Source organism: Glutamicibacter sp. AOP12-B1-11 (assembly GCF_052379245.1).
Classification (GTDB): Bacteria; Actinomycetota; Actinomycetes; order Actinomycetales; family Micrococcaceae; genus Glutamicibacter.
Window position 1 is genome coordinate 191,976 of the sequence record NZ_JBQSYL010000001.1, and the last position, 17,940, is coordinate 209,915.

A 17,940-nucleotide genomic window follows, 5' to 3' on the forward strand; every position below is an offset into this window, starting at 1 on the left:
GGGAGCAGCAATAGAGAACTCCTGATCTGACGCGCCTTGTCTAGAATCGGCCAGGCCACGGTCAGTGGAATGCTTCACGGCATTGGGAGCAGGACAGACCGAGGATGACGACCGTCACGCCGCTGCCCCAATCGGCAATTTGGCTCTGCCGTCGAGCTCCACAGCAGACTTCAGAGTTGGAGAAACGGATCGTTCTTGATTAAGCAGCGAGAGGCCCGAATTGCCCGTCACGGTCCGGAACTTCGCCCGGTGGCTAGTTGGCGGGTGCAGTTTCCACGTTCTTGTTCCCCCGCCAGCAATTCCTTGGTCCATTGCACGAGATCATGATTCAACGGTGAATTTTCTCCGACGAGCCCCAGATGATCTAGGCCGTCATATTCGCGGTAGAGCAGATCGCTTCCAGCTGCGCACGCGTCGACGCGCCACGCGCGTTGCATGGAGGGGAGCACCAGCGAATCGGCAGTTCCCTGTGAGACAAAAGTTGGTACAGAAGTCACTTGTGGCGCCGAGTTCTCTCGCAGTAGATCGCCGATGGGTCCAGCCAAGGCTTCTTCGCCGATGACCGCGTCGAATAGTTGAGAGCTGGTGGCCAGCGCGGTGAGTACGTCTTTGCCGGAGAAGCACAACTGTGAAATGTGCTCGACGGCGGAGCGGACCGATGAGTTCTGTTGCGCGGAGATCTCCAATTGGGGGTAGATCTTCTCCCAGGCGGAGGCAATATAGCTGGTGACGATCTTTCCCGAAGCCTCGTCCTTGATTCCTGTCGCAAGTCGAGTCAGATCCGTTGCCGGAGCCATCCCGGCAGTACCGAGCACTTCCAGTTCAGGAGCATATCTCTTGGCACGAGCCGCACCGAAAAGGGCCGCATGACCGCCTTGCGAATGCCCCCAAAGCACTGTTTGCTGGCTTAGATTCACCTCGGGAAACTCGCCCGCCGCACGGGTCGCGTCCAAGACCGCGTAGGCCTCGGAATCGCCGACCAAATAGGGGTGTGGGCCTTTGGTCCCTAGGCCGACGTAGTCGGTTGCGACTACCGCCCAACCAGACTTCAGGATCTCATTGCGTGCAACGCCGGGTCCATCTTCGTAGGGGGCCTCTGACTGCGACAGCCCGCAGCGGGGAATCAGGCCCTTGGTGCCGTTGGCCCAAGAAATGACCGGATGCCTGGCATCAGGGTTTCGGAGCGGAACGGTGACCACTGCCGAAGCTATGGCGGGACGGTTATCGGCAAGCGTGGTTGTATAAAGGATGCGCCAGGCCTGCGTATCGCTCGGCCTCTCTCCTTCGAGCACTGCCGAACGGATCAGCCGGCCGGGTTCGTCGGGAACCGAGCTTGGTGGCAGGTAGAACTGGTCCGCAACCGCCTGTCCGTTGCTGGAATAGAGCCATGCGGTGGCAGCGCCGGCGGCAAGCAGGAGCACGAGGCAACCGGCGATGGCAAGGGTGAGTCCCTTCTGCCCCAGCCGGGAGAGCCACCGGGGGATCTTGGGAAGCCGGTGTGCAAAAGTTTCGTAAATATTGTGCAGTCCCAAGAGGACCAGCCAGGCGCCAAAGGCTACGCCGAGTACCCACAGCGACAGCCTAGGCCAGAAGATAACCAGCACCGAACCAAATAAGCCAACCATTACGGTCAGCACCCCACGCACCGAGGGCTTGCGCTCGCCTTGAACTACCGGGAGCGCTCTGAGCAGTCCGCCGGCGAAGAGCGCAAGCGAGACGAGCAAAGCGAGCATCGGCAGGGATGCGGAGCGCCAGATGAGCAGGGCGATACCAGCGAGGATCAGCACAACTGGGCCAGAGAGATGTGCCGCTCGCCGGCTGCTTGCCTGCCACGCGGCTGGCAGACGCAATAGGCCGGTGAGAATCAACCCCGAGCAGAGCAACAGGACGATGAGAGATACCGAAGCTGCGGAGTTGGTTGCCAGCGCGAGCCCGATAATGACCAATAGCAACCCGCCGAAGGCACCGAGCAGTCGCCGGGTGCGGGGGAGCTGAGCCATTAGTTGATCCTCGGTTCACTTCGAAAAGATACCGCTCCCTACGATATCGCTCGCTGACCTGAGGCGCTAACGCTAGCGCCTCAGCGTCCAGTAGGAAGAAACGTGGACGTACTTCTTATTCAGACCCCATTGAGCGGTGATATTCGAGATGGCTTTCGCGGTGGATCGCTCGGCGTGTGCCATCACGCTTGTCCCGGGGCCGGGCTGTCCCAGCGCTAGAAGCGCCGGGGGAAGCAGATCGCTGGTTCCGGGGCGAAGACCGTCCCGGTGCAACCAGCGTAGCTCGATCCCGGCCGGATGCTCGATTTCAAATTCGCTCGCGGCCCCGGCCACTTCCAACAGCGCAATTCCTTGGGCATCCGCACGCAGCATACTCAACGCCACGGAAACGGCCGGAATTCCCGCCTCATCGGCTGCGAACAGATAGTTCCCGGCCTTCGAGCTCGGCGTGAATTTGCCACGTGGGTCCGAGATTACCAGTGGGTCGCCCGGCAGTACCTTGGCGGCCCACGAGCCACCGTAACCACGGTCTCCATGCACTACGAAGTCAATGGCCAGCTCTTCTGCCGACCGGTCGACCCAGCGGATGGTGTAGGAACGTGAGCGTGGAACCTGCTCGCGGGGCAGTCGATGGCGCAACGCCTTCAAATCGTAGGGGGCGGTGAGCCCCAGCTCGCGATCGGCAAAGTACACCTTGACGTACTGATCCGCCTTGCCGTTCGGACGGAACCCGGCGAGTCGATCGGCTCCGGCGATCACCCGGATCATTTCCGGACTCAAATGCTCCACGCGTTTAACCGCCAGCACGTGTTGGCCCATCCCGTGGTTCAGAGGAGCTGGCTCGGTGAGTTCGAGGCGGCCCTTCTTGTGCTCGGAGATCTCGCCGGGATTTTTGATCTGCCTGCCCTGGACGCTCTTGCCCAACACGCGTCGTGCGGCGGCCAATGCCGCCGCAGCTCCGGCGCGTTCGGCGGCCTGGAGCAGTTCGTCGGTCTGTTGCTCGGAAAGCTCGAACCCTTCATGCTGCGCGTTCTTCAGTTCCTTCTTGGCAATCTTGTAGCCGAGTTTTCCGCCCGCCCTTTCGGCACGATTGACCGCCTGCAGGATGAAGTGCTCCGATGCGGACACGACCAGTTGCGGAGCGTGCTTGCTGTATCTGTGATGCTTTGACACGACCTGTGCTCCCGACTCTTGCGCCCGCTGGAAATGTTCTTGATCCGAGTGTGCGCTGTCTAGAGGGAGCAAACAAGCCCCACAGGGAAGGCAAGGCAAGGTTCCGCAACAACTCCCGGTGGCCTTGTCTTTCGAATGCGCCAATTTCGCTCCGGGAGGACGGAGTTCAAGGGCAAAAATTCTTCACCCGCCAAAGGCAATTCCTGAGATTTAACCGAGAGCTATCTGGAATAGGTAGCCAGATGAAGAGCTCCTGCCTAGGCTGGGGATCGGGTGAAAGGAGCACGTCATGAAGAAAATCCTCATGGTACTAACCAGTGTTTCCGAGATCGGCGACACGGGAGAAAAAACCGGATACAACGTGGCCGAGGCCGCGCATCCATGGAAAGTATTCAAGGACTCCGGGCATTTCGTAGACTTTGCCTCGATCAAGGGCGGACAGCCACCCCAGGACACGGTGGACACCGAGGACCCAATCCAAGTGGCATTCACGCAGAATGAGGCTACGCGGGCGGGCCTTTACAACACCGCGCGGGTCCAGGTCGTGGACCCCGGACAATATGATGGCGTCTACCTGGTCGGTGGCCATGGAACCATGTGGGACTTCCCAGAGAATGAGGGGCTGCAGAAACTTGTAGCCAGCGTCTACGATGCAGGGGGACTGGTCGGTGCGGTTTGCCACGGTTCTGCTGGATTGCTCGACGTCGAATTGAAAAATGGGTTGCGCCTCATCGAAGGGCGAACCGTCGCGGCATTCACCAACGAAGAAGAGGTCGCCGTCGGCAAGGACAAGGTTGTCCCGTTCCTTCTCGTCGACAGGCTGGTGGAACAAGGCGCCATTCACGAGGCGGCTGAAAACTTCGAAGAAAAGGTGGTCGTCGACGAGCGTCTGGTCACCGGCCAGAATCCGGCGTCCGCAGCTGGTGTGGCCAAGGAGATGGAGAAGCTTTTCGCTCAAGTGATTCAGCAGGAGAAAGCCGCCGAGCAGCATGACGCCGAAGACCTTCGCGCCCAGCATGATGCCAAGAAGTCGGCATCGCGCAGGGAACACGATGAGCACAAGCACCACTAAAACCGCTGGATCCCGAGCCGGGGAACACCTCGAATCGGCATGAATACGGCGAACGGCCCGTCTCCTCACCGAGGAAACGGGCCGTTGGCCGTATTGGGCTATTAGCGCGGAGGCTTAGCCGAAGTACTTCTCCATGGTGCCTTCGTGCGCGGCACGCAGGTCCTCGACGGACACGGTGAATTCACCCTGTACCTCCAAGGCCCTCGATTCCGCATCGACGATGCCCAGGCGAGCCACGGTCACACCGCGGGCGCTGGTCATGTCGTTGAAGCGAACCTCTTCGCTGCGCGGAACCGCAACCAGTGCGCGGGACTGCGACTCGGAGAACAGCGCGGTGAACGAATCGACACCGTCACGCTTCTTGATGTCGTCCAGGGCCACACGGGCACCGACACCGTAGCGCAGGACCATTTCCGACAGCGCGGCCGCAAGGCCGCCCTCGGAGAGGTCATGCGCCGCGTCGACCATGCCGTCGCGGCTGGCGTTGATCAGGATCGCGCCGAGTTCCTTCTCAACCTCCAGGTCCAGCTTCGGCGGCAAGCCGCCGAGGTGTCCGCGCAGGTTGGCGAATTCGGAACCGTCCAGCTCGTCGAAGGTCTCGCCGATCAGGTAGATCGCCTGGCCGTCGGCCTCTTCGCGCCAGCCCGATGGGGTGCGGCGTGCCACGTCATCCAGCTTGCCCAGGGTCGCAACGACCGGGGTCGGGTGGATCGCGGTGGTGCCGGTCTGGTTGTACAGCGAGACGTTGCCGCCGGTCACCGGGACGCCGAGCACCTTGCAGGCGTCGGACAGTCCGCGGATGCCTTCGGCCAGCTGCCACATGACATCCGGATCCTCGGGGGAGCCGTAGTTCAGGCAGTCCGAGACCGCCGCAGGGATCGCGCCGGAGGTGGCGACGTTGCGGTAGGACTCGGCCAGCGCCAGCTGGGCACCCAGGTAAGGGTCCAGGTAGGTGTAGCGGCCGTTGGCATCGGTAGCGATGGCTACGCCAAGCCCGGTTTCCTCATCGATACGGACCACGCCTGCATCATCCGGGGAAGCAAGGGCGGTGTTGCCACCGACGTAGCGGTCGTACTGGCGGGTGATCCAGGACTTGTCGCACATATTCGGGCTGGCGATCAGCTCGAGCACCGCAGCCTTCAGCTCTTCACCGGTGGCCGGAAGGTTCGCCCCGGCCTCCGAGGACCTGAAGGTATCTGCCTGCAGGGCGTCCTGCCAGCTTGGGCGAGCATACGGACGGTCATAGACCGGGCCGTCGTGGGCGACGGTCTTCGGATCCACGTCCACGATGACTTCGCCATCCCAGGTGATGATCAGGCGGTTGGTGTCGGTGACCTCGCCGAGCCAGGAGTACTCCACGGAGTACTTGGCCATGACGGCTTCGAAAGCCGCGACGTTCTCCGGGGTGACCACGGCCATCATGCGTTCCTGGGACTCCGACATCAGGATTTCGCCCGGGGTCAGGGTCGGGTCGCGCAGCAGCACATCGGTCAGCTCGACACGCATGCCGCCCTCGCCGTTGGAGGCGAGCTCGGAAGTGGCGCAGGAGATGCCGGCGGCACCCAGGTCCTGGATGCCCTCGACCAGGGAGGCCTTGAACAGGTCCAGGCAGCACTCGATGAGCACCTTCTCGGCGAAGGGGTCACCGACCTGCACGGCCGGGCGCTTGGAAGGCTTGGTGTCGTCGAAGGACTCGGAAGCCAGCACCGAGGCGCCGCCGATTCCGTCGCCGCCGGTGCGCGCGCCGAAGAGCACCACCTTGTTGCCCACGCCCGAGGCGTTGGCCAGGCGCAGGTCTTCGTGGCGCAGCGCGCCGACTGCCAGCGCGTTGACCAGCGGGTTGCCCTGGTAGATCGGGTCGAAGACGGTTTCGCCGCCGATGTTCGGCAGGCCCAGCGAGTTGCCGTAGCTGCCGATGCCGGAGACCACGCCGTGCACCACGCGCTGGCTGTCGGGGTGGTCGATCGCGCCGAAGCGCAATGGGTCCATCACGGCGATCGGGCGGGCGCCCATGGAGATGATGTCGCGCACGATGCCGCCGATGCCGGTGGCCGCACCCTGGTGCGGTTCGACGAAGGAGGGGGAGTTGTGCGATTCGATCTTGAAGGTCACGGCCCAGCCGTCGCCCAGGTCGGTGACGCCGGCGTTTTCGCCGATGCCGACCATCAGGTCCTTCTTCATCTCCTCGGTGACCTTGTCGCCGAATTGGCGTAGGTGGTTCTTGGTGGACTTGTACGAGCAGTGCTCGGACCACATCACCGAGTACATGGCCAATTCGGCCGCGGTCGGGCGGCGGCCCAGGATCTTGATGATCTCCGCGAACTCGTTGTCCTTCAGGCCCAGCTCGGCCCACGGCAGTTCCACATTCGGGGTGCCGGCCGCGTTATCGACGGTGTCGATATTGAATTCCTTGGTCACTTCCTGGCTCACTTCTTGCCTCCAACGAGGTGGGTCAAAACACTGGTGAAGAACGTCAGACCATCGGTGCCGCGGTGATCCGGACCGAAACCGGCCTCGATGGCGTGCTCCGGGTGAGGCATGAGGCCCACCACGTTGCCCGCCGCATTGGAGATGCCGGCGATCGAACGGCGCGAGCCGTTCGGGTTCCAGCCCACGTAGCTGAACGCCACGCGGTTCTCGGCCTCGAGCATGTCCAGGGTCTTCTCGTCGGCCACGTACTGGCCGTCCTGGTTCTTCAGCACGATGGTGATCTCCTGGCCGGCTTCGTAGCCGTTGGTCCAGGCGGTCTGGTTGTTCTCCACGCGCAGCAGCTGATCGCGGCAGAGGAACTTCAGGTGGTCGTTCTTGATCATCGAACCGGGCAGCAGGTGCGACTCGGTGAGGATCTGGAAACCGTTGCAAATGCCCAGCACGGGCAGCTTGGCTTCGGAGTTCGCGGCATCGACGATCTTGGACATCATCGGTGCGAAACGGGAGATCGCGCCGGCGCGCAGGTAGTCGCCGTAGGAGAAGCCGCCGGGGATCACCACGGCGTCAACGTCCTGCAGCTCGGTGTCGGCGTGCCACAGGGACACCGCTTCGGCACCGGCTGCGCGCACCGCACGAGCGGCGTCGCGGTCATCGAGGGTGCCCGGGAAGGTCACCACGCCGATGCGCGCTCCAGAAAGTTCGGAAGTTGGCGTCGAGTAGTCGCCAATCAAGGGAAGTTCTGTGCTCATTAGTCTTCGACTACCTCGACGTTGACAACGTCCTCGATGACCGGGTTCGACAGCAGGGTCTCCGCCGCTTCGCGCGCCTGGGCGAGGATTTCTTCGGTCACCTCGCCGTTGACGGTGAGTTCAAAGCGCTTGCCCTGGCGGACAGCTTCGAAGGAGGTGAAGCCTAGGCGGGGAAGTGCTCCCGCGATGGCCTTGCCCTGAGGGTCAAGGATTTCTGGCTTGAGCATGACATCTACAACGATGCGGGGCATCCGGCATATCTCCTGTTGGCGAGGTTAAGTTAAATGCCACACGGAGTTGCCGTCTCACACCAGGGGGATTTGGCGCTCCGCGAGCTTGCTTTACAAGTCTACCGGGTATGTGACGCGCAAAACGCAGGGGTGTGTGCAACTACCGCTTTAGCGGCGATTAAGACGTGTGATATTCGGCTCGTGGGCTGGGTCACCGGAGCGTGCAAGTAAGCTGGATACGTGCAAAACTCCAAGGAAACCCGCTGTCCCTGCCGTGAATTGGACGCAGTGCAGCGCAGCTACGCGCAATGCTGCCAGCCCTTTCATGACGGACGGACCGACCGGTCAGCGCTGCCCGACACCGCAGAAGAGCTGATGCGCTCGCGTTATAGCGCTTTTGCCTTGGGACTGCGCCGGTATTTGCTTGAGACCTGGCATGAGACCACCCGGCCCAAGGAACTGGAGCTGGATGCCCAAATGCGCTGGCTGGGCATGGTCATCCTTGCAACCCGTGCAGGAGGCGCCACCGCGACGCGTGGAGTCGTGGAATTCGAGGCGCACTACAGCCTCGGGCAGGATCGGGACAGCCAGCGCGAAGTCAGCTCGTTCGTGCGGGAAGACGGAGCCTGGTTCTACGTCGACGCCCTGTAGCGGAACTCGCCGCGCTATTTGCTGGAGTTGCGCAGGGCCGAAAGCATCTGCGGCTGGTTGCGCTTCTCGGCAAGTTCGAAGGCGTTGGATCCGGAAGGGTCGGTCAGGTGCGGATTAGCCCCGGCGGCCAAGAGTAGGCGGGCTATGGACAGCGAATTATTCGAGCCCTGGCCCAAGGAGATGGTCACATGCAGTGCGCTCCAGCCAAGATCATTGACCTTGTCCAGCGGGATATCGTGCTGCAGCAGGACACGAACCGATTCCACCTGTCCGGCTTCGCTGGCCACGAACAAGGCGGTGCTGCCCAGCCGATCGACGCTGTTTACGTCGGCGCCGTGGGCCAGTGCGGAACGCAGCACGTCTTCGAGGCCAAAGGCGCTGGCTCGCAGAAATGGTGATTCCTGGGACTTGTTTTTTGCGTTAGGACTCGCCCCATCGGCCAGCAGCAGCTTGGCGACCTGATGATTGCGGTCCAGCACCGCGCGCATCAGCGGAGTGTTCCCCCGTGCGTCTTTGGCTTCCAGCTCGGCGCCGTCTTTCAAGGCTTTACGCACCGAGTCGACATCGCCTTCGGCAACCGCCGCAAATAGAGCGGTGGTTGAGGTCGAATGGATCGGTCCGCTTTGGGTCAACGGCTTGATGCTGGCAGATCCAGAGGAAGCTGCACTCGACAAGGGGGCAACGCTTCCTTGGGAAGCGGCGGGGTTCGACGTCGACTTGGCGCGCGCGCTCGTGGCGGATTTGGTTGCCAGGCCGGTGCTGGAACTGGTGGCGGCAGATGGCTTGCTCTGCGCGCTGGAGGGAGCAGCAGCAGGACTTTGCACCGGCAAATTTGTCGGGCTATTGGAAGAGGTGGCCGACGGGACGGGGGCCGCTTGGGGGACTGAAGAAGCGCAACTGCTGCAAGCTCCAAGTACGGCGGCCAAGGGGAGCGCTAGCAATGCGTAGCCACGTCGTTGCGTGGAATGCCCGTGTCGAAGTGCCATCTTTCCTTTCAATGATCCGCGGTTTTCCGGTAGCGGTGATGTTCCTGCCGAATGTCGATCTGCTAGTGAGCATATCGGGGAAAGCTGAAAATTTGCGGTCAATAACCGTCGAAATCTCTTTGCGCCCCAGGCTCAGGCTTCTTCGCTAAAATTGGAGGCACCATGGAATGCCTTTACTTCTCCGCCGGACGTTGCCGTTCATGCACCCAAATGACGGTGCCGTACGTTGACCAGCTCCAGGCCAAAGCCGACCACTGCGCCACCGCGCTCGCGCAGTTCCCCGACCTGCAATTCTTGCCGCCGCAGGCCAGCTCCGAATCGGGCTTCCGCAACAAGGCGAAAATGGTGATCTCCGGAACTACCGAGAATCCGACCATCGGAATCCTCGACGCCGACGGCCACGGCGTAGACCTGCGCAACTGCGGGGTTTGCGCTCCCGAACTGCGCGCGCTGTTCCCGGTGATCGAGCGCTTCATCAAGGAACTGAAACTCATCCCCTATGACGTGCCCAAGGGCAAGGGACAGCTCAAGCACGTCATCCTCACTCTTTCGGACACCGGAGCGGTCATGGTGCGCTGGGTGCTGCGCACCAAGAAGCACTTCGTGGCCCTTCGCGATTCCCTGCCTCAATTCCTCGAGCTGCTCCCGCGCCACAGCGTGGTTTCGGTGAACTTCCTGCCCGAGCACAAGGCCGTCTTGGAGGGTGAAGAAGAAATCATCCTCACCCGCCGCACCACCTTGGAATTCGGCCTGAATGGCGTGCCGATGCACCTGCGCCCGCAGGGGTTCTTCCAGACGAACACCGAGATTGCCGCCGCGCTGTACCGCCAGGCGCGCCAGTGGATTACCGATGCGAATCCTGCCAGCCTCTGGGACCTGTACAGCGGGGTGGGCGGCTTCGCGCTGCACTGCGCCGAAGGCGGGCGTCGGGTGCAGGGAATCGAAACCAGCACCGAGGCGGTGGCCGCGGCGCAGGTCGCGGTGGAGGAGCTGGGCCTGGAGAACACAACGTTCACCGCCACGGACGCCACCGAATTCGCATTGGCTGCCGAGCAGGCGCCGGAAGCGGTCATCGTCAATCCGCCGCGTCGGGGCATCTCGTCCGAGTTGGCGCAGTGGCTCAACGATTCGACCGTGCAGCATGTGGTGTACTCCAGCTGCAATTCGGTTTCGCTGGCCCGGGACCTCGCGAGGCTGGACAAATTCACCGCGAAGCAGGCCCGGGTGATGGACATGTTCCCGCAGACCAATCACTACGAGGTGATCGTTCGTCTCGAACGCGCCGCAGGCTAAACGCCCATAGATGCGCAAAGGGTGGCCGGAACCATTAGCAGGTTCCGGCCACCCTATTGCGTGCTAGCGGTCCAAGGTGGCCGTGCGCATATCGAGGCGCTGCATGATCTGGTCAACCATATGCGGGTCAACCCCGGGCTCGCGCCGGGCACGGAGCAACTCGTCGCGGGCCGCCGCCAGTGCCGTGGACTGAATCGCATCGGCCTTGGTGATCACCGCGCGCAACTGGGTGTATTTTTCATCGGTGATCGCGTCATGCGTATCCGGATCGGTCAGCAAGATGTTGTGCAGGTCGTGCATGCGTCGGGTGACCACATGGCGGTAGTTCTCCGGCAGCTGCTGCAGCTCAATATTCTGCTTCAGGGTCTGCACCGCAACTTCTTCGGCCCGGCGAGCGAGCGCCCGGCGGGCCTTCTTGGTGGCCTGGTCATTGCCGCGCAGCTTGAGCGCCCGCATCAGCATCGGCAGCGTCAGCCCCGGGACCACGAGGGTGGCGAGCAGTACGGAGCAGGCGGCAACCACCACGAAGTTCCTTCCCTCGATGGGGGCACCTTCCGCGGTGAACTTCGGCAGAGCCAAGGCGAGCGCAAGGGTAGCCAGTCCGCGCATGCCGCACCAGGTGAGCACCAGCGAATCCTTGGCCGCGGAGACCTTCTCCATCCCGCGCCGGGCATTTGGCAGATAGTAGGTGCCGAACATCCAGAGCGTCCGAACCAGGATCACTACGACACAGATGGCAAGGATTCCGGGAATGAACCCGAGCAGGTTGCTGCCCTCTTCCTGGATGACCGAGTTCATCTCCAGGCCCATGAGGCCAAAGGCCAGACCGGTGGCCAGCATTTCGAGCACCTCCCAGAAGGCGTGCCGGGTCAAGCGTTCTTGCGAGTCCTGCGGACGGTCGCGGCGGCCCAGCTCCAGGGCCAGCACCACGACCGCGACCACGCCGGAGGCATGGACTTCCTCGGCCAGCATGTAGACGGCGTAGGGTGCCACCAAGGTTGCCGCGCAGCGCGCCGCCAGGTTAGGCACGAAGCGGTTCAGCCAACCAACAATCCAGGCCATGGCGATGCCCACGATGATGGCCACCGCCGCACCGATCAAGAATTTCGGAATGAGATCCAAGCCGACCTCGGTGCCATTCAGCGTGGCGGTGACCGCAAGCTGGAAGAGCACGATGGCCATCGCGTCATTGAACAGTCCCTCGGTCTCCAGCAGGGAGGTGAGCCTCCGCGGCATTTTCACCTTCGTCGCAATCGCGTCCACCGCTACCGGGTCCGGCGGGGCGACGATGGCGCCGAGGGCGATCGCCAAGGGAACCGACAGGAAGGGCGCGAAGGCCAGCGAGGTTGCCGCCACCGCGCCGGCGGTTACCACGATCAGCACCACCGCGAGGCGGATCAGCGCCTTCCAGCGCAGCCGGAACACCGACCAGGAGCTGCGCTGCGCGGTGGCAAAGAGCAACGGCGGCAAGAAGATGGGCAGGATCAGTGCCGGATCGATATGCAGTTCAGGCATGAACGGGAGAAAGCCGGCCAAGGTGGCGAGGATGAGCATCAGGATTGGATAGGGGAGCTTGATGCGCTCACCCAGCCCGACAATCAAAATAGTGGCGAACAGCAGCGCGATGATCAGCAGGAAGAACTCCATAGTCTTCCTATTCTAGTCGCTGGAGCTATCCGTGGCGGCATCTAGAGGAGGATATAACGGGTTATTTCATGCCCTCGCCCAGCAGCGGGGCCAATGCATCCCATTCGCTAATCGCGCAGCCATTGTGGCGGTCGAAGCTCGTATCGACTTGTTTCCCACCTAATTTTCCGCTGATCCTTGCCGTCGCGGGCCCGCCATAGATCTCGGTGCAGCTTTGCTGCGGCGAGCGTTGCGGGGTGAGCACTTCGGGATTCTTGGCCAATAACGCACAGGCGGCATTCGACTCGGGCAGCGTACTGGAATCAGCGGCCTGGGCGCCGCGGCAGGATAGATGGTATTCGCTGTCGACGGATTTCCCCTCGAAGCTGATGCTGATCTTGAGGTCTGCGTCAGCGCCAACGGGTGAGGTGCCCGCGGTGGGAGCCGAACTGGCGCAACCAGCGAGCAGCAGCCCGGCCAGTAGCGGAGCTACGAAAACCAGGCCCGTGTGCGCCTTCCGATTCTTCAGTCGTCCCATGAACCAATTGTGCTTCCCTTTTAGTTCAACACGCTAGCGTTCCGAGGCAATTGGCAGGCTGAGCACCACCTGCAATAGTTCCATCCGCAGCTTCTCCGCCCGCAGGGCGAACTCCTTTTGCAGACGCACATAGTGCGCCTTGCCCTCCGGAGTCTCGATTTGGATCGGCTCTTGGCCCCAATCCCCAAGGTCATAGGGCGAAGCTTGCATGTCCATGGTGCGGATATCCCACGCCAGTTCAAAGCAGTCCATGACCAGATCGCTGGGAACTGCCGGGCTCAACTTGTAGGCCCATTTATACAGGTCCATATTTCCATGCAGGCAGCCCGGCTGTTCGAGGTCGCGTTGCGTCTCACGGGTTGGCTGCAGCTCGTTGAGCGGCACCGCCTCCGGAGTGTAGAAACGGAAGGCATCAAAATGCGTGCAACGGATCTTATGGTTTTCCACGACCTCGTCCGTGCCCGTCGCGCCGAGGCGAAGCGGCAGGTATTCGTGGCGTATCCCGTTGACCTCGGACTTGTAGGCCATCGCCCATTCATGCAATCCGAAGCAGGAGAAATTCGCCGGCTTCTGTACCGTATTGCGCAGCAGGATGCGGGCAAATTCGATCACCCTGGCCCGTGACTGGGAGAATTTCTCAAGATCGAGTTCTACCCCCGGTCCTGCCGGGGCTTCCACGCTGCGGTAGAACTTCCAATCTTCTCGTTCGTGGGCCTGCTCGCCGAGCAGCGCCACGCCAACGCCCGGGTGCCAACGGTAGAGCTGGCCTGGCTTCTGCGTGTAGTAGGTGAAAAGGAAATCCTCGATGGGATGTTTGGCCCCGGTCATTCTGCGCTGCACAAATGGTTCGCCAAAGGCCCGAGCACGGACCTCATGCGCGGCGGCACGCTGCATCCAGTGCGGGGCTTCCAAAGCTGTGGCGGTTAGGGGCATACTTCTAATTATTCAATTCATGGGCCGGCGAAACCAGTTTGGTACGCCAACTCACACATCCTGCATAGGAGTACACCATGGAAAACTTCCCTCCCTGGGAGCCGCCAATGGACGGCACCGAGGAAGCGCACCTGCTCGGCATGCTCGACCGGTTGCGCACCACCTTCAGGTATAAGGCCGACGGACTGGACATCGAGCAACTAGCGGCGAGGCTGCCGAGCAGCGATCTGAGCATCGGTGGACTGCTGCAGCATCTGGCGGTAGTCGAAGATGAAAACTTTGCCTACTTGATCGCCCGCGGACAACCGGAGATCGTGCTTGAATTCTCTGCCGAGGGGCGCGACCAGTTCGCGGTGAACGCCGAAGAGAACCCGGAAGCGCTTTATGCGCGCTACGACAAAGCCGTGCTTAGGAGCAGGGAGGTTCAGGCACAGGTAGTTGCCGCGGGTGAACTAGATGCGCCCTCTGCCTTGGAATACGAGGGAAAACACGCGAGCGTACGACGATTAATCTGCGATGTGATCGAGGAATACGGCCGGCATACCGGTCACGCGGATCTGCTGCGCGAGGCGATCGACGGACGGGTGGGCGAAGACCCTCCCTTTGAATACCGTCCACCTTGGTAGGCGTGATTTAAGGTTTCGGCTAAGCAAGCTTGAATCGCGAGATAGCTTGAATGAAAAAGTGGACAGTGCCGAATCGGGATTGCTTTTTTGGATCGTCCAGCTGCTTTCTAAGCGCATCTAGCAAGTCGTTGGGCATCAGCTTAAATATGTCTCGCAACGGAGGTCATGTACGTGATTCCTCGGGACCGTTTACAAGACATAGTTGCAAGAATTGAAAGTGCTGAATAGTCGCGGTTCAGCGAACAGGCCTGCGTGCTCTGGCGGGACGTCTCACAACCCTTAGGTTATGAGGCACCTTGTAAATGTATCTCTCAACTGCTTCCAAATGCTTCTGCCATACATTTTGATGCACAGATCTCTAATAGATGCCTAAATGGCTCTCCGCAACCGAGGATGTAGCACCACGGACGCGACGACTACCCGCTCTATACGGCCCGCCGGACACTATTGACCGGGGATGGATTGCTCACTGAGAAGCAGATTGAACGGCTTGATGCCTTGCTTGCTGATCAGCAGCACGAGCCAGTGCCATTTACCTGGAACGTCTATCAGCGCATCGTTGACGCCTACCGGCAAAAGGAGAGGAACATCGGTAAATGGGTCATGGAGATAACCAAGGCGAAAATTTCTGCACAGTTGCCCGAACTGGCATCACTGGCCGAAATCTGAAACGCAGGTTTAGGGACTTCCTGGCCTACTTCGACCGGGAAAACGCCTCGAACGGGCCTACCGAAACGATCAACTGACGGCCGGAGCACCTACGCGACAACGCACTGGGATTCAGGAACCTGGCGAATTGTATTGCCCGCTCGCTCTTGGAATCCGGCGGGTTCAGGGTAAAGCATAAATTAGCCCAACGGCTTCATCTCGATGTATGGGGCGAGCGACTTCTGTTCTTCCGGGAACCAGCGGGTTGCTCGTTGGCTGAGTATACTGCAAACATCAGGGCCGCCGGTGCGGAGGTCCGATTCCACGTTTCTCGATGCTTTGCCGATTCCGGCTGGTTGGCAAGCGCTGTACTTGGTGATCTTGTATGATGGTGATGGCTTCTTCGGTGCTGTCCTCTGCTCCAGTAGTCACCGGCTTTCCATGTTAGAGACTAGCCTTAAGATGCTTATTTTCCTTTTTCTTGGTGACCATCCATAAGTCCTACCAGCATGTGTTTGCGTGAGCGCTCAATGCCGGAGGAGACAGTGTCTCTGATCTCATCTTCAGAGCCATTTTTTATGACTTCAACTAACTTTCCATGATTCGTGGCCTTGTACGGTTGTCCTTGCATACCTTGGTAGTTCAGGAAACGCTCAATTTCTTCATGAAGTGTCTTGACCGTTTGGGCGAGCACTGGGATCCGCGAGAGTTCGGCAATCTGCACGTGGAGGATCCGATTCATTTCGTTCCGGGTCTGGCGGTCAAAATCCGGGTTCGTACTTGCTGCGCTTAGCGCTTCAAGGCTTTCTAATTCTTCTGCTGTTGCTCTATGGGAAGCGAGAACTGCGGCTTCGGGTTCAAGTAATGCCCTCATGCGATAGGTGTCTTGAAGCTCACCAAAATCGATGGCTTTCACAAGTGTTCCCCTTCGTGGGATGACAACGACTAGGCCTTCGCGCCGCAGAACATTAATTGCTTCACGAATTGGTGTTCTGCTCATGCCGTACTCTTCGGCCAGCGCGGTATCGAGGATCAGTGAGCCCGGTCGAAATCTGCAGCGCAAAATATCGCGCTTGAGAGCCTCATACGCGCGGTCCGCCATAGAGCCCGCTTTATTCACCACTTCTAACCTCGCTCTTTTTTATCCCTGCGTAAATGTGAGGCTTGACACTCTGCCAAGAACAAGTATAGCATTCTCGAGATATATCACGAGAGTAACACCGTAATGCACACTGGGTAGGTTTTACTGGACCAGCGCCTTCCCTGTTTAGTACTTCATGCAATTTGAGCATGTCCTTCACTTCGTAATCTCGACGATTGATCAAGAAAAGGTTTTCAGGAAGATGACACAAACTCCTGTTGGGACTACTGACGTTCCCACAAACCGCTTATATCGTGCTCTAAGCGCCATCGAAAGGGCCGGTAACAGGCTTCCACACCCTCTGTGGCTCTTTGTAATTCTCTGCCTTGTGTTGGGAGTTGTCAGTGCAGCTTTGGCTGCCTTCGGCGTCACAGTTACGCTGCCCACGACCGGTGAAGACGTTGCCGTTCGGAATCTTTTTTCCTTTGAGGGGATCAAGTTTGCGCTCGAATCGGCGTTGACGAACTACGCTACTTTTCCGCCTTTGGCTACCATCGTCGTAGTCCTACTGGGTGTGAGTGTTGCGGAGCGTAGCGGTCTTCTCACCGCAATATTGCGCATCACCATAGGACGACTGCCCTCGTTTATGCTAACGTTCTCCATCGCTTTCAGCTCGATGATCGCCCACATCATGAGTGACTCGGCATACCTGGTCATGATCCCGCTGGGAGCCTTAGCTTTTCGCGCAGCAGGCCGCAGCCCTGTATTAGGCCTCATGGTTGCCTACGCTGCAACAGCCGTGGGATTTAACGCCAGCCCGCTAGTAACACCCCAAGACGCCATCCGTTCTTCCCTTTCCACCGCTGCCGCGCACATCGTGGACGAGAACTACACCATCACTCCTGTCGCCACATACTTCTTCACTGCTGCCTCGTCGGTGGTCCTCGCGGCGACCATCGCCCTGATCGTGGACAAGTTCCTTGCGCGCCGGCCAGAATTTGGCGCCTCAACTATGGAAACCGATTTCCTGAAGGCCGATAAGCTCTTCAATGTTGTCAACGACAAGGGCGCTGCAAATGCTAGTCAAATTACGCTTAACAGCATTGAAAAGCGTGCCCTAGGTGTTTCAATGGGTGTCTTCGTCATTTGCGCCGTATTGGCGGTACTGGCCCTTCTGCCCGGATCGCCTTTCTTGGGTGAAGGTGGCAGCATCGTGACATCGGTCATCGTGAAGAACATCGCCATTGTTATCTGCGTGGTTTTCGCTCTCTTGGGGATTGTCTACGGAAAGATCACGGGCTCGATCCCTACACTGAGTGATGTGCCTCCGGCCATGGCAGAAGGTATTCGCACACTCGCTCCGGTCCTTGTACTGTTCTTCGTTGTGGCGCAGTTCCTGGCCTACTTCACCTGGACCAACATTGGCTCCGTGATTAGCGTCAATGGCGCACAGGCACTCAAATCGCTTGACGCACCACACCTCGTCATCTTGCTAGTAATCGTGCTGGCCATCAGCGTCTTGAACATTCTCATCTCGAGCGGCTCGGCAATGTGGTCAATCCTCGCCCCGGTTGTCATCCCCATGATGATGTACGTGGGCCTTCGGCCGGAAGCTTCCATGGTTGCCTTCATGATCGGTGACTCGGTAACCAACTGCATTACCCCGCTGAATGGTTACTTTGTCCTCGCGCTTGGATACGTCCAGCAGTTCCGGAAAGGAGCTGGCATCGGGACCATGCTCTCGTTCACCGTTCCCTTAGCTGTCGGTGTCCTTGTCGTCTGGTCGGCATTCTTCACTCTCTGGTACGCCTTGGGCATCCCGTTGGGGCCTGGTGTGCCAGTTCGGTAATCAACCACATCAAAACGTGCGCTGGAACCTCGGTGCGCACTTAAGAAAGAAGGAA

Annotated in this window: 17 protein-coding genes and 1 pseudogene; 8 read left to right on the forward strand and 10 right to left on the reverse strand. The window is 60.2% G+C overall.

The window, feature by feature from the left end; translation table 11 throughout:
- Positions 1-227 precede the first annotated feature (227 nt).
- Complete coding sequence (locus tag ACT3UQ_RS00965; protein ID WP_105553519.1) at positions 228-2,000, reverse strand: lipase family protein; 1,773 nt, start codon at positions 1,998-2,000, stop codon at positions 228-230.
- Between the two features lie 72 nt (positions 2,001-2,072).
- Positions 2,073-3,173 carry a siderophore-interacting protein gene (locus tag ACT3UQ_RS00970; RefSeq protein ID WP_105553518.1) on the reverse strand — a complete coding sequence of 367 codons (1,101 nt, stop codon included), beginning with the start codon at positions 3,171-3,173 and terminating at the stop codon, positions 2,073-2,075.
- Between the two features lie 289 nt (positions 3,174-3,462).
- Between ACT3UQ_RS00970 and ACT3UQ_RS00975 the strand changes: the two genes are divergently transcribed.
- The gene (locus ACT3UQ_RS00975; RefSeq protein WP_105553517.1) at positions 3,463-4,245 is read left to right on the forward strand and encodes a type 1 glutamine amidotransferase domain-containing protein; all 783 of its coding nucleotides are present in this window, start codon (positions 3,463-3,465) and stop codon (positions 4,243-4,245) included.
- Between the two features lie 114 nt (positions 4,246-4,359).
- Here ACT3UQ_RS00975 and purL read toward each other — a convergent pair whose 3' ends face one another.
- Genes purL through purS form a run of 3 tightly spaced genes read right to left on the reverse strand, consistent with a single transcriptional unit; the run spans position 4,360 to position 7,675 of the window.
- Positions 4,360-6,675: a phosphoribosylformylglycinamidine synthase subunit PurL gene (purL, locus tag ACT3UQ_RS00980; protein WP_105553516.1), complete on the reverse strand. Its 2,316-nt coding sequence runs from the start codon at positions 6,673-6,675 to the stop codon at positions 4,360-4,362.
- Positions 6,672-7,424, reverse strand: a complete 753-nt coding sequence (purQ, locus tag ACT3UQ_RS00985) for a phosphoribosylformylglycinamidine synthase subunit PurQ (protein ID WP_105553515.1) — start codon at positions 7,422-7,424, stop codon at positions 6,672-6,674. The genes purL and purQ overlap by 4 nt, the downstream gene beginning before the upstream one ends.
- Positions 7,424-7,675, reverse strand: coding sequence for a phosphoribosylformylglycinamidine synthase subunit PurS (purS, locus tag ACT3UQ_RS00990; protein ID WP_096285640.1), 252 nt, complete (start codon positions 7,673-7,675; stop codon positions 7,424-7,426). Before purS ends, purQ begins: the two co-directional genes overlap by 1 nt.
- A gap of 219 nt (positions 7,676-7,894) precedes the next feature.
- On the opposite strand from purS, the gene ACT3UQ_RS00995 reads away from it, so the two are divergent.
- Entirely contained in the window at positions 7,895-8,305 is a 411-nt protein-coding gene (locus tag ACT3UQ_RS00995; RefSeq protein ID WP_105553514.1) for a YchJ family protein, read from the forward strand.
- Between the two features lie 14 nt (positions 8,306-8,319).
- Here ACT3UQ_RS00995 and ACT3UQ_RS01000 read toward each other — a convergent pair whose 3' ends face one another.
- Positions 8,320-8,979 carry an ankyrin repeat domain-containing protein gene (locus ACT3UQ_RS01000; protein WP_258138125.1) on the reverse strand — a complete coding sequence of 220 codons (660 nt, stop codon included), beginning with the start codon at positions 8,977-8,979 and terminating at the stop codon, positions 8,320-8,322.
- On the opposite strand from ACT3UQ_RS01000, the gene ACT3UQ_RS01005 reads away from it, so the two are divergent.
- Positions 8,900-9,253, forward strand: coding sequence for a hypothetical protein (locus ACT3UQ_RS01005; RefSeq protein WP_181150536.1), 354 nt, complete (start codon positions 8,900-8,902; stop codon positions 9,251-9,253). The genes ACT3UQ_RS01000 and ACT3UQ_RS01005 overlap by 80 nt on opposite strands.
- 200 nt (positions 9,254-9,453) lie before the next feature.
- On the forward strand, positions 9,454-10,584 hold the full coding sequence (gene rlmC / locus ACT3UQ_RS01010; protein WP_105553512.1) for a 23S rRNA (uracil(747)-C(5))-methyltransferase RlmC: 1,131 nt from the start codon (positions 9,454-9,456) through the stop codon (positions 10,582-10,584).
- 63 nt (positions 10,585-10,647) lie between these two features.
- On the opposite strand, the gene ACT3UQ_RS01015 is transcribed toward rlmC, so the two are convergent.
- From ACT3UQ_RS01015 to ACT3UQ_RS01025, 3 genes are all read right to left on the reverse strand, one after another.
- Entirely contained in the window at positions 10,648-12,231 is a 1,584-nt protein-coding gene (locus tag ACT3UQ_RS01015) for a cation:proton antiporter (RefSeq protein ID WP_105553511.1), read from the reverse strand.
- Between the two features lie 61 nt (positions 12,232-12,292).
- Complete coding sequence (locus tag ACT3UQ_RS01020) at positions 12,293-12,748, reverse strand: hypothetical protein (protein WP_096285630.1); 456 nt, start codon at positions 12,746-12,748, stop codon at positions 12,293-12,295.
- Between the two features lie 33 nt (positions 12,749-12,781).
- Entirely contained in the window at positions 12,782-13,681 is a 900-nt protein-coding gene (locus ACT3UQ_RS01025) for a 3-methyladenine DNA glycosylase (protein ID WP_096285628.1), read from the reverse strand.
- 77 nt (positions 13,682-13,758) lie between these two features.
- Between ACT3UQ_RS01025 and ACT3UQ_RS01030 the strand changes: the two genes are divergently transcribed.
- The 3 genes and pseudogenes from ACT3UQ_RS01030 to ACT3UQ_RS01040 form a co-directional block, all read left to right on the forward strand.
- A complete protein-coding gene (locus tag ACT3UQ_RS01030; protein WP_105553510.1) occupies positions 13,759-14,307 on the forward strand; it encodes a mycothiol transferase in 549 nt (182 codons plus the stop codon).
- Positions 14,308-14,769: 462 nt separating this feature from the next.
- Entirely contained in the window at positions 14,770-14,976 is a 207-nt protein-coding gene (locus ACT3UQ_RS01035; protein ID WP_054820622.1) for a hypothetical protein, read from the forward strand.
- Positions 14,964-15,143 (forward strand): annotated as a pseudogene (locus tag ACT3UQ_RS01040) (transposase); the annotation flags it as partial. The gene ACT3UQ_RS01035 and the pseudogene ACT3UQ_RS01040, both read left to right, overlap by 13 nt.
- A gap of 278 nt (positions 15,144-15,421) precedes the next feature.
- Here ACT3UQ_RS01040 and ACT3UQ_RS01045 read toward each other — a convergent pair.
- Entirely contained in the window at positions 15,422-16,078 is a 657-nt protein-coding gene (locus tag ACT3UQ_RS01045; RefSeq protein WP_444636352.1) for a GntR family transcriptional regulator, read from the reverse strand.
- A gap of 220 nt (positions 16,079-16,298) precedes the next feature.
- Between ACT3UQ_RS01045 and ACT3UQ_RS01050 the strand changes: the two genes are divergently transcribed.
- Positions 16,299-17,885, forward strand: coding sequence for an AbgT family transporter (locus tag ACT3UQ_RS01050; RefSeq protein ID WP_444636353.1), 1,587 nt, complete (start codon positions 16,299-16,301; stop codon positions 17,883-17,885).
- Positions 17,886-17,940: the final 55 nt, after the last annotated feature.

Excerpts from the sequence above, each read along its gene's own strand:
- ACT3UQ_RS00965 (WP_105553519.1), bottom strand. The coding sequence starts at position 2,000 with ATGGCTCAGCTCCCCCGCACCCGGCGACTGCTCGGTGCCTTCGGCGGG.
- ACT3UQ_RS00975 (WP_105553517.1), top strand. The coding sequence starts at position 3,463 with ATGAAGAAAATCCTCATGGTACTAACCAGTGTTTCCGAGATCGGCGAC.
- purQ (WP_105553515.1), bottom strand. The coding sequence starts at position 7,424 with ATGAGCACAGAACTTCCCTTGATTGGCGACTACTCGACGCCAACTTCC.
- purS (WP_096285640.1), bottom strand. The coding sequence starts at position 7,675 with ATGCCCCGCATCGTTGTAGATGTCATGCTCAAGCCAGAAATCCTTGAC.
- rlmC (WP_105553512.1), top strand. The coding sequence starts at position 9,454 with ATGGAATGCCTTTACTTCTCCGCCGGACGTTGCCGTTCATGCACCCAA.
- ACT3UQ_RS01015 (WP_105553511.1), bottom strand. The coding sequence starts at position 12,231 with ATGGAGTTCTTCCTGCTGATCATCGCGCTGCTGTTCGCCACTATTTTG.
- ACT3UQ_RS01020 (WP_096285630.1), bottom strand. The coding sequence starts at position 12,748 with ATGGGACGACTGAAGAATCGGAAGGCGCACACGGGCCTGGTTTTCGTA.
- ACT3UQ_RS01025 (WP_096285628.1), bottom strand. The coding sequence starts at position 13,681 with ATGCCCCTAACCGCCACAGCTTTGGAAGCCCCGCACTGGATGCAGCGT.
- ACT3UQ_RS01030 (WP_105553510.1), top strand. The coding sequence starts at position 13,759 with ATGGAAAACTTCCCTCCCTGGGAGCCGCCAATGGACGGCACCGAGGAA.
- ACT3UQ_RS01050 (WP_444636353.1), top strand. The coding sequence starts at position 16,299 with ATGACACAAACTCCTGTTGGGACTACTGACGTTCCCACAAACCGCTTA.